7 protein-coding genes are annotated in these 10,432 nt (G+C 72.2%); all 7 read right to left on the minus strand.

Going from position 1 to position 10,432, the window contains the following annotated elements; genetic code table 11:
* Nucleotides 1-405: 405 nt before the first annotated feature.
* Complete coding sequence (locus tag KS423_RS27420; RefSeq protein ID WP_224282454.1) at nt 406-567, minus strand: hypothetical protein; 162 nt, start codon at nt 565-567, stop codon at nt 406-408.
* Nucleotides 568-902: 335 nt separating this feature from the next.
* Nucleotides 903-2,483: a phosphoglycerate dehydrogenase gene (gene serA, locus KS423_RS27425; protein ID WP_224282455.1), complete on the minus strand. Its 1,581-nt coding sequence runs from the start codon at nt 2,481-2,483 to the stop codon at nt 903-905.
* Nucleotides 2,484-2,730: 247 nt separating this feature from the next.
* Entirely contained in the window at nt 2,731-3,729 is a 999-nt protein-coding gene (ilvC, locus tag KS423_RS27430) for a ketol-acid reductoisomerase (protein WP_224282456.1), read from the minus strand.
* A 151-nt stretch (nt 3,730-3,880) separates the two neighbouring features.
* Nucleotides 3,881-4,405, minus strand: coding sequence for an acetolactate synthase small subunit (ilvN, locus tag KS423_RS27435; RefSeq protein ID WP_049657946.1), 525 nt, complete (start codon nt 4,403-4,405; stop codon nt 3,881-3,883).
* 79 nt (nt 4,406-4,484) lie between these two features.
* On the minus strand, nt 4,485-6,338 hold the full coding sequence (locus KS423_RS27440) for an acetolactate synthase large subunit (RefSeq protein ID WP_224282457.1): 1,854 nt from the start codon (nt 6,336-6,338) through the stop codon (nt 4,485-4,487).
* Between the two features lie 331 nt (nt 6,339-6,669).
* Nucleotides 6,670-9,723 (minus strand): putative bifunctional diguanylate cyclase/phosphodiesterase, encoded by a 3,054-nt coding sequence (locus tag KS423_RS27445; protein ID WP_374120039.1) that lies wholly within the window; start codon nt 9,721-9,723, stop codon nt 6,670-6,672.
* 394 nt (nt 9,724-10,117) lie between these two features.
* The coding region (locus KS423_RS27450) for a response regulator transcription factor (RefSeq protein ID WP_224282458.1) at nt 10,118-10,432 on the minus strand (315 nt) is incomplete at its 5' end.

Raw genomic sequence — 10,432 nt, forward strand, 5'->3', positions numbered from 1 at the left:
CCGGCGGTGGAGGTCCCGCGGCCGGCGGGCCGCCCGCCGCCGGGGTGGCGACGAGGACGGCGCTTGCGGCCAGCAGGACCAGGGTGAGGCCGATCCGGGCGGCGGGTCGGCGGACGGGTGGCAGACGCACTGGGCCCTCTCCCCCGGCAGGGGGACTGATCCGCACTCCGTGTCGCTGACGTCCGCCCACGCGAACGTCGATCACCCCTCCGAGGGCCCCAAATTAGGATGATCGCGCCGACGGGCACGAGCAACTTCCCTCGGACGGAACGAGGTTGCACTCTACTGGGTGACGTCCCGCCAACCCGTACGGCCCATTGGGCGGATGAACGCCACCGGCAGCCCGGCCCGAAGGCCCGCTGTTCGGCGATGCCCGCTCAGCGCCGGCCGCTCAGTGATGACCGCTCAGTGATGGCCGGTCACGCCGCCGTTGTCCCGGCGGTCCAGCGAGCGCTGCAGGGCGGCGGAGGCGAAGGGGTTCCGCTCGGCGGCCCGGCGGCGGCGCGGGGCGCGGACGGGGGTGGCGGCGGGGGCGGAAGTGGCGTGACGGTCGGCGGTCGGCGACATACCGGGCTCCTTGGAAGCGGCGCTGCGCGAACAGCGCGGGAGGGAGGAGGTGCCGCGCGCAGCGCGCCCCGGGAAGGGGCGGCGGCACGACGGGCCGGAGGGTATGCGCGGAGCAGGGATCGCCTGCTCGTGAAGGCGCACGCGTACACGGGCCGCGCGCCCTGGCTACAGGGGCGGCACACCGTACGGCCCTTCCACGGTACGGCCACGCCCCGGCCGTGTCTGCACGAATACTTGGATTTCCTAGTATCTGAGACGGGTGTCACCCGGCAGAACGCAGCAGGGCCCGGACCACCGTTCGAACGGTGGTCCGGGCCCTGTACGAGCCGGGAGGATCAGCCCAGGTCGACCGAGCGCGCGAAGCGGGCGCCGATCTCGGCGGCGATGGCCGACAGCACCTCCTGCGGGATCTCGGTGTCCACCGTGATGGAGGCCAGCGCGCTGCCGCCGTCGCGGGCGACCTGCATGCCGGCGATGTTGATGCCCGCGTCGCCGAGGTGGCGGCCGAGCACGCCGACCACGCCGGGGCGGTCCTCGTACTTGAAGAAGGCCATGTGGTCGGTGAGCGCCACGTCCACGTCGAAGGCGTCCACGCCGACGATCTTCTGGGTCTGCTTGGGGCCGGCCAGCGTGCCGGAGATGGCGATCTCCTCGCCGTTCGCGAGCGTGCCGCGGACGGTGATCACGTTGCGGTGGTCGGGGCTCTCGCTGGAGGTGGTCAGGCGGACCTCGACGCCGCGCTCCTGGGCGAACAGCGGGGCGTTGACGTAGGACACCGTCTCCGCCACCACGTCCTCGAACACGCCCTTCAGCGCGGACAGTTCGAGCACCTTCACGTCGTGCTGGGTGATCTCGCCGCGGACCTCGACGTCGAGGCGGACGGCCACCTCGCCGGCCAGCGCGGTGAAGATCCGGCCGAGCTTCTCGGCCAGCGGCAGGCCCGGGCGGACGTCCTCGGCGATCACGCCGCCCTGGACGTTCACCGCGTCCGGCACCAGCTCGCCGGCCAGCGCGAGGCGCACCGACCTGGCGACCGCGATGCCGGCCTTCTCCTGCGCCTCGTCGGTGGAGGCGCCCAGGTGCGGGGTGGCGACCACGTTGTCGAAGGCGAACAGCGGGGAGTCGGTGCACGGCTCCTTGGCGTAGACGTCGAGGCCCGCGCCGGCCACCCGGCCCTCGCGCAGGGCGCCGGCGAGCGCCTCCTCGTCCACGATGCCGCCGCGGGCGGCGTTCACGATGCGCACGGTCGGCTTGACCTTGTGCAGCGCCTCGTCGCCGATCAGGCCGATGGTCTCCGGAGTCTTGGGGAGGTGGACGGTGATGAAGTCCGAGACCTCCAGCAGCTCCTCCAGGGTGACCAGCTTGACGCCCATCTGCGCGGCGCGGGCGGCCTGGATGTAGGGGTCGTACGCGACGATCTTCATCCCGAACGCGGACATCCGCTGGGCGACCAGGACGCCGATCCGGCCGAGGCCGACCACGCCGAGGATCTTCTCGCTCAGCTCGACGCCGGTGTACTTGTTGCGCTTCCACTCGCCCTGCTTGAGCGCGGCGTTGGCCGGGGCGATGTTGCGGGCGACGGAGATCAGCAGGCCGCAGGCGAGCTCGGCGGCCGTGACGATGTTGGAGGTCGGCGCGTTGACGACCATCACGCCGGCCTTGGTGGCGGCGGCGACGTCCACGTTGTCCAGGCCGACGCCGGCCCGGGCGACCACCTTGAGCCGACGGGCGGCGGCCAGCGCCTCGGCGTCGACCCTGGTGGCGGAGCGGATCAGGATCGCGTCGACGTCGGCGATCGCGGTGAGCAGCTCGGTGCGGTCGGCGCCGTTGCAGTGGCGGATCTCGAAGTCGGGGCCGAGGGCGTCGACGGTGGCGGGCGAAAGCTCTTCGGCGATCAGAACTACGGATTTGCTCACGACAGTGGGTCCTTAACTGTCCGGTTCCCCGGGCACGTGAGTGGCGTGGAGGGCGGGGAAGGTGGCATGCCGCGTAGGTAGACGCACGACGCTGTGGGCCTGACGCGCACTCGGAGTGTATCGACGGGCCGGGTGGCGGGCTGCTCCCGTCCGGCGAAATCACTCGGACGGGAGCAGCCTACTTGTACAAGCGCCGTACAAAATCGGACGCTGGCGGTTTCGGAGCCGCAAACGGCCCGGGGGAGGGTCAGGCCTTCTCGTTGACCCAGCTCATCAGCGAGCGCAGCTTCTTGCCGGTGGTCTCCAGCAGGTGGTTCTCATCTGCCTTCTTGTACTCGTTGTACTTGGGCAGACCGGCCTTGTACTCGGCGATCCAGGTGTTGGCGAAGGTGCCGTCCTGGATCTCGGCGAGGACCTTCTTCATCTCGGCCTTGGTGGCGTCGGTGATGATCCGCGGGCCGGTGACGTAGTCGCCCCACTCGGCGGTCTCGGAGACCGACCAGCGCATCTTCTCCAGGCCGCCCTCGTACATCAGGTCGACGATGAGCTTCAGCTCGTGCAGGCACTCGAAGTAGGCGATCTCCGGCTGGTAGCCGGCCTCGACCAGGGTCTCGAACCCGGCCTTCACCAGCGCGGCGGTGCCACCGCACAGGACGGCCTGCTCGCCGAACAGGTCGGTCTCGGTCTCCTCGGTGAAGGTGGTCTTGATGACGCCGGCCTTGGTGGCGCCCAGGCCCTTGGCGTACGACAGCGCCAGGTCGAAGGCCTTGCCCGAGGCGTCCTGCTCGACCGCGACGATCGCGGGGACGCCGCGGCCCTCCTCGTACTGGCGGCGGACCAGGTGGCCCGGGCCCTTCGGGGCGACCATGCAGACGTCGACGTCCGCCGGGGGCTTGATGAAGCCGTAGCGGATGTTCAGGCCGTGGCCGAAGAACAGGGCGTCGCCGGCCTTCAGGTGCGGGGCGATGTCGGCCGCGTAGACGTCGGCCTGGATCGGGTCCGGGACCAGGATCATGATGACGTCGGCCTCGGCCGCAGCCTCGGCCGGGGTGACGACGCGCAGGCCGGCCTCCTCCGCCTTGGCGCGGGACGCGGACTCCGGCTTCAGGCCGACCCGGACGTCGGCGCCGGAGTCGCGCAGCGACAGCGCGTGGGCGTGGCCCTGGCTGCCGTAGCCGATGACCGCGACCTTGCGGCCCTGGATGATGGACAGGTCGGCGTCGTCTTCGTAGAACAGCTCGGCCACGGGGGCACATCTCCTTGCGTGATGGTTGCCGGGTACGCGGTACTCACCGTATTCGCACCGGCGGGGGTGTGGGTCTTTGCTCGAAAGGTGCCGCGCGCCGGCGTGCCGTCGGAAGGGCGGTGGCGGGCGGCGGGAGGGAGAGACGCGCCGGTCAGGCGCTGCGGTCCAGGGCGCGCAGCGAGCGGTCCGTGATGGAGCGCGCGCCGCGGCCGATGGCGACCAGGCCGGACTGGACCAACTCCTTGATGCCGTAAGGCTCCAGCATCCGGAGCATGGCCTCCAGCTTGTCCGAACTGCCAGTGGCCTCGATGGTCACCGCTTCGGGCGACACGTCGACGGTCTTGGCACGGAACAGCTGGACGATCTCGACGATCTGCGACCGGGTCTCGTTGTCGGCGCGGACCTTCACCAGGACCAGTTCCCGCTGGATCGCAGCGGACTGGTCGAGTTCGACGATCTTTATCACGTTCACGAGCTTGTTGAGCTGCTTGGTGACCTGTTCCAGCGGGAGGTCCTCGACGTTGACCACGATCGTCATCCGGGACACGTCCGGATGCTCGGTCGAGCCGACGGCGAGGGAGTCGATGTTGAAGCCCCGACGGGAGAACAGCGCGGCGATGCGGGCGAGCACGCCGGGCTTGTTCTCGACCAGGACGGAGAGGGTGTGCTTGGACATGGGATTCCTCAGTCGCACAGGAGGGGTCCGGCGGAGCCGGCCCCAGGAAGGGTGGCGGTGGGCGACGGGTGGGCGGGGCTCAGTCGAGATCGTCGCCGAAGTCGGGGCGCACGCCCTTGGCGAACTGGATCTCGTCGTTGCTGGTGCCGGCCGCGACCATCGGCCAGACCATGGCGTCCTGGTGGACGATGAAGTCGATGACCACCGGGCGGTCGTTGATCTCCATCGCCTGCTTGATGACCGCGTCGAGGTCCTCGGGGCGCTCGCAGCGCAGGCCCACGCAGCCCATCGCCTCGGCCAGCAGGACGAAGTCGGGGATCCGGGTGCCCTGGGCCGGCGGCTCGACGCCGTCGTGGCCGGGGCCGGAGTGCAGCACCGTGTTGGAGTAGCGCTGGTTGTAGAACAGCGTCTGCCACTGCCGGACCATGCCCAGCGAGCCGTTGTTGATGACCGCGACCTTGATCGGGATGTCGTTCAGGGCGCAGGTGACCAGCTCCTGGTTGGTCATCTGGAAGCAGCCGTCGCCGTCGATGGCCCAGACCGCGCTCTCCGGGCGGCCGGCCTTGGCACCCATCGCCGCGGGGACGGCGTAGCCCATCGTCCCGGCGCCGCCCGAGTTGAGCCAGGTGCCCGGCTTCTCGAACCGGATGAACTGCGAGCTCCACATCTGGTGCTGGCCCACGCCCGCGGCGTAGATCGCCTCGGGGCCGACCAGCCGGCCGATCCGCTCGATGACCTGCTGCGGCGAGAGCTGCCCGTTCGGGGCCGGCTCGTAGCCGAGCGGGTAGGTCTTCTTCCACTCGTCGAGCCGCTCCCACCACTCGGTGTAGTCGCCCTTGTGGCCGGCGTCGAACTCGGCCTGGACGGCGACGATCAGGTCGGCGAGCACCTCGCGGGCGTCGCCGACGATCGGCACGTCCGCCGGGCGGTTCTTGCCGATCTCGGCCGGGTCGATGTCGGCGTGGACGACCTTGGCGTTGGGGGCGAAGCCGTCCAGCTTTCCGGTGACGCGGTCGTCGAAGCGGGCGCCGAGGGTGAACAGCAGGTCGGACTTCTGGAGCGCGGTGACGGCCGGGACGGAACCGTGCATGCCGGGCATGCCCAGGTGCTGCGGGTGACTGTCCGGGAAGGCGCCGAGCGCCATCAGGGTGGTGACCACCGGGGCACCGGTCAGCTCGGCGAGGATCCGCAGCTCGGCAGTGGCCTGCGCCTTGAGCACGCCGCCGCCGACGTACAGCACCGGGCGCTTGGCGCCGACCAGCATCTTCGCGGCCTCGCGGATCTGCTTGGCGTGCGGCTTGGTCACCGGCCGGTAGCCGGGCAGCGCGGTCTCGACCGGCCAGCGGAAGGTGGTGGTCGCCTGGAGCGCGTCCTTGGCGATGTCGACCAGGACCGGGCCGGGGCGGCCGGTGGCGGCGATGTGGAAGGCCTCCGCGATCACCCGCGGGATCTCGGCCGGGTCGGTGACCAGGTAGTTGTGCTTGGTGATCGGCATCGTGATGCCGCAGATGTCCGCCTCCTGGAAGGCGTCGGTGCCGATCGCCTTCGAGGAGACCTGACCGGTGATCGCGACGACCGGCACCGAGTCCATGTAGGCGTCGGCGATCGGGGTGACCAGGTTGGTCGCGCCCGGACCGGAGGTCGCCATGCAGACCCCGACCCGGCCGGTGGCCTGGGCGTAGCCGGTGGCGGCGTGACCGGCGCCCTGCTCGTGCCGGACCAGGATGTGGCGCACCTTGACGGAGTCCATCAGGGGGTCGTACGCGGGAAGGATGGCCCCGCCCGGAATGCCGAAGACGGTGTCCGCGCCCACGGCCTCCAGCGAGCGGATGAGCGACTGGGCGCCGGTCATGGTCTCGACGACGTGCTGGGGAGCGGGAGCGTTGGCGGCCGGGTTGTCCCCGCGGCGGGGGGATGCGGCGTGCTCAGTCATCTGCCTGTCTCTTCTCGGGTTTTGCCGGCCCGGTGCTGCGGGCCCCGGTGCTGCGAGGGTGGGGTCCCGGTCCGGGCCGAGCGCCGGCTCTGCCTCAATCGTCCTGCTTGATCCGACAAGTCGGACTTGCTCGGGCGGTCGGGGCCAGGGGTCTTGCAGAGGTGGAACAGCGTCAGTGCAACAAAAAACCCCTCGTGCCCAAGGGCATGCGAGGGGTGGCGCGTCGGTCTGTCATGAGCAGGGCGTACGAACCCACTCAGCCGACGCGCCCGCCAAGTACGAGAATTCGGGTGCGCATGGCAACGACCTTCCTCCCGTGCGGGGCGGCATGTCAAGCAGGTGGGACGACCGTCTCGCCATGCGGACCACCCGACGGACCAGTAGCGGCACGGCGTTCGGGCAGGTCAGAGCCGCCTTCGTGATGTGCGCCACGCCCCGGTGTGACGTCCGTCCGACCGCCCGTCCGGCCACTCGTCCGGGTGCTGCCAGTGGCGGGAGGGTACGGACGGCGGGCCGGGAGCGGGCCCGCCTGCACGGGCAGCGGGTAGCCCCGGTGGGCCAGCGCCCGGCGCAGCCGGGGCTCGTCCAGCGGCGGGGCGAAGGCCGAGCCCTGGGCCTGCCCGCAGCCCAGCTCCTGCAGCGCGGAGACCTGCCGGGGCAGGTCCACCCCCTCGGCGGCGGTGGCCATCCCGAGGTCGCGGCCGAGCCGCAGCGCGTGCCCGGCGAGGGTGCGGCTGAGCGGGGACTCGCCGAGCTCCTGGACGAGCGTGCGGTCCAGCTTGAGCCCGTCCAGCGGCAGCCGGGCGAGGGCGCCGAGCGAGCCGCCGCCGGCGCCGTACCCGGCCAGCCAGGTGGAGACGCCGAGCCCGCGCAGCGCGGAGAGCCTGCGGCCGAGTTCGTCGGCGAGCGAGTCCGGGCCCATCCGGGCCACCTCGATCACCAGCTCGTCAGCCGGCAGTCCGCTGTCGCGCAGCGCCGCGGCCACCGTCTCGTACAGGCCGGGCGAGCAGAGCCGCTCCACGGAGAGCCGGACGGCCACCGGGACGGGCACCGGCGCGCCGCGGCCCCTGCCCGGCAGGCCGCGCCGCTCGACGGCCGCGCTGACCGCCTCCAGGACCAGCCAGCGGGAGAACCGGGTGGCCGCGTCGCCGTGCTCGGTCGAGCGCAGGAACTCGGCCGGGGTGAGCAGCAGGCCGCCCACCGAGCGCCAGCGGGCCTGCGCCTCGACGCCGGTCACCGCACCGCTGCCGAGGTCCACCACGGGCTGGTGGAGCAACGTGAAGCCGCCTTCCCGGACGGCCAGCCGCAGCCGTTCCTCCAGCTCGGTGCGGCGCTCCAGGTCGGCCCGCATCGCGGGGGTGTAGAGCACGACCCGGCCCTTGCCCTCGGACTTGGCCCGGTACATCGCGAGGTCGGCGTTGCGCATCAGCTCGTCGGCGGCGACCCTGGGGTCGGCCGCCGGGCCGCGTTCGGGGCTGCCGAAGGCGATGCCGATGCTGGCGGCGACGCCGAGTTCGGCGCCGCCGATCCAGTACGGCTCGGAGAGTGCGAGGCGCAGCCGCTCGGCCAGCTCCTGGACCTGGAGGCGGCCGAGCGGGCCGCAGACCAGCGCGGCGAACTCGTCGCCGCCGAACCGGGCCACGGTGTCCCCGCAGCGGACGGCACCCTGGAGCCGACGGGCGGCCTGCACCAGCAGTTCGTCGCCGACCTGGTGCCCGGCGGTGTCGTTGACCGCCTTGAAGCCGTCCAGGTCGAGGAAGAGCACCGCGATCCCGGCGCCCGTCTCACCCTGTTGGCCGCGGGAGCCGAGGGCGGCCCGCAGCCGCTGGGTGAACAACGCCCGGTTGGGCAGGTCGGTGAGCGGGTCGTGGAAGGCGTTGTGCTGCAACTGGGCCTGGAGCATGACGCGTTCGGTGACGTCCCGGCTGTTGAGCAGCAGGCCGTCGCGGTGTCTGCTGACGGTGGACTCGACGTGCAGCCACTCGCCGGCGCCGGAGCTGATCCGGCACTCGACCCGGGCGGAGGGCTCGGCGGTGCCGGGGCTGCGATGGGAGGCGAGCCGGGCCCTGGCGAGGTAGCGGCGGACCTCGGAGAGCACCCGACCGACGTCCTCGGGGTGGACCAGGTCCAGCAGGTTGCCGCCGACCAGTTCCTCCGGGTCCCGCCCGTAGACGCCGAGCGCGGCCGGGGAGACGTAGGAGAGCACGCCGTTGGCGCCGGCGATCATGATGACGTCGCTGGAGCCCTGCACCAGGGAGCGGAAGTGCGCCTCCTTGTGGGCAAGTTCCTGGGCCAGCGACAGGTTGTCGAGGAGCATCACGCCCTGCCTGAGGATCAGCGCCAGCCCGACGGTGCAGGCCGCCGCGGCCACCACGCGGTCCAACTCCCGCCCACCGAGGGCGTTGTAGAGGATTCCGGCGGTGCAGACCGCGGCGGCCGCGTACGGGGTCAGCACGCTGAAGGTGGTGGCCACCCGGCGGTGCGGCAGGCCGCCGGCCGAGGGGTGCTCGCGCAGCGGACGGCGCCAGCGCGGCGACCACGGCGCCCAGGCCAGCAGCAGACTGCCGGAGAACCAGCCGGCGTCCAGCAGTTCGCCCGAGTGGTAGGTGTTGTGCAGCTCCGGGGAGGTGAACAGGGCGTCGCAGGTGACGGTGACGGCGAGCGCCAGCATCGCGGTGTGCACCGCCGCCCGGTTGCCGTCGCGACCGCCGAAGCGCAGCCCGACCACCAGGCTGACCAGCAGGATGTCCAGCACCGGGTAGGCGAGGTTGAGGGCCAGGCGCAGGGGTGAGCCGTCCTCGCCGGCCGCGATCCGGCCGAGTGCCAGGCTCCAGCTGAGGGTGAACAGCGAGCCGGCGATCAGCCAGCCGTCGAGCATCAGGCAGAGCCAGCCGGCCGCCGTGCGCGGGTGCTGGGCCAGCACCAGGACGCCGGTGATGGCGAGCGGGGCGAACAGCAGGAAGGCGTACTCGGCGAGCGAGCCCCGGGGCAGCGGGATGCGCACGACCAGCTCGTACCAGCCCCAGGTGCCGTTGCCGAAGGCGACCATGAGCGAGGAGAGGCCGAACAGCAGCCAGGCCGGGCGGGCGTGCCCGCCGACCGTACAGCCGTACACCAGGCAGGACAGCGCGGCCGCCAGGGCCGCCGCGGCCAGCCCGAAGTCGCCCATGAAGGCGGACAGTTGGCGCGATCCCCAGCCGGCGGCGGCGCCCGCGGCGTAGGCCAGGCAGAGCCCGCCCAGGACGAACCCGGGCAGCGCGCGGCTGTCCCGGAGCCGACGCAGCGGGCTGCGACGGGCGGGTGCGGGCACGTCGGCGGCGGACGTGTCGGTGTGCGGCGTGCCCGGCCGTCCGGTTCCGGGCAGCACCGTTTCGGTGGAGCTCACTCGGCCTCTCCCCCTCCGGCCCGGGGCCTCGCGCCCCGGCCACGGACCACCGGCCGCGCACCTCTCGGACATACGCGGTGGCCTGGCGCCCCGCCAGGACGGCGGCCCAGGGGGTGGGCGGCCTGCTGGTCGCCGCACCGTACCGATGCTCCCAAAATGGACCCTACACCAATTCCGTCACTCAATGACACGCACACTCAACTTAGAGTAATGGCGGAAGGGTGGGGAAATGCCCCTGATTCCTACGGATCGGCCCGGTTGGTGGCGGCGCGCGGGCGGGGGCTCACGCGGCGCGCACGGGAGCACGCAGCGGCGCCCGAACACCGGTGCCAGGACGGACGAACAGCGGCCCCGGGCCGGCCGAAGCCGGTCCGGGGCCGTGGTGGAACCCTGTTCAGTGGCCCGAGGCGGCCAGGTCGTCCGGGAACAGCCGCAGCCGGTGCGCCAGCGCGGCCGCCTCGCCCCGGCCGCCGACCGCGAGCTTGCCGAGGATGTTGGAGACGTGCACGCTCGCGGTCTTCGGGGAGATGTACAGCTCCTCGGCGATCTGCCGGTTGGTCCAGCCGCGCGCGAGCAGTCGGAGCACGTCCCGCTCACGGGGGGTGAGGTTGAAGGAGTCCCCGGCGGCCGGGGCCGGCACCGTCGCGGCGGCCGTCCGCTCGGCCCGGGCGAGGCTCAGCCCGGCCCGCTCGGCCAGCGCGGCGATCTG

The organism is Streptomyces sp. LS1784, assembly GCF_020103755.1.
Taxonomy (GTDB): Bacteria; Actinomycetota; Actinomycetes; order Streptomycetales; family Streptomycetaceae; genus Kitasatospora.

Bases quoted from the DNA above. Each gene is read 5' to 3' on its own strand.
- KS423_RS27420 (WP_224282454.1), bottom strand. From the start codon at position 567: ATGTCGCCGACCGCCGACCGTCACGCCACTTCCGCCCCCGCCGCCACC.
- KS423_RS27440 (WP_224282457.1), bottom strand. From the start codon at position 6,338: ATGACTGAGCACGCCGCATCCCCCCGCCGCGGGGACAACCCGGCCGCC.
- ilvN (WP_049657946.1), bottom strand. From the start codon at position 4,405: ATGTCCAAGCACACCCTCTCCGTCCTGGTCGAGAACAAGCCCGGCGTG.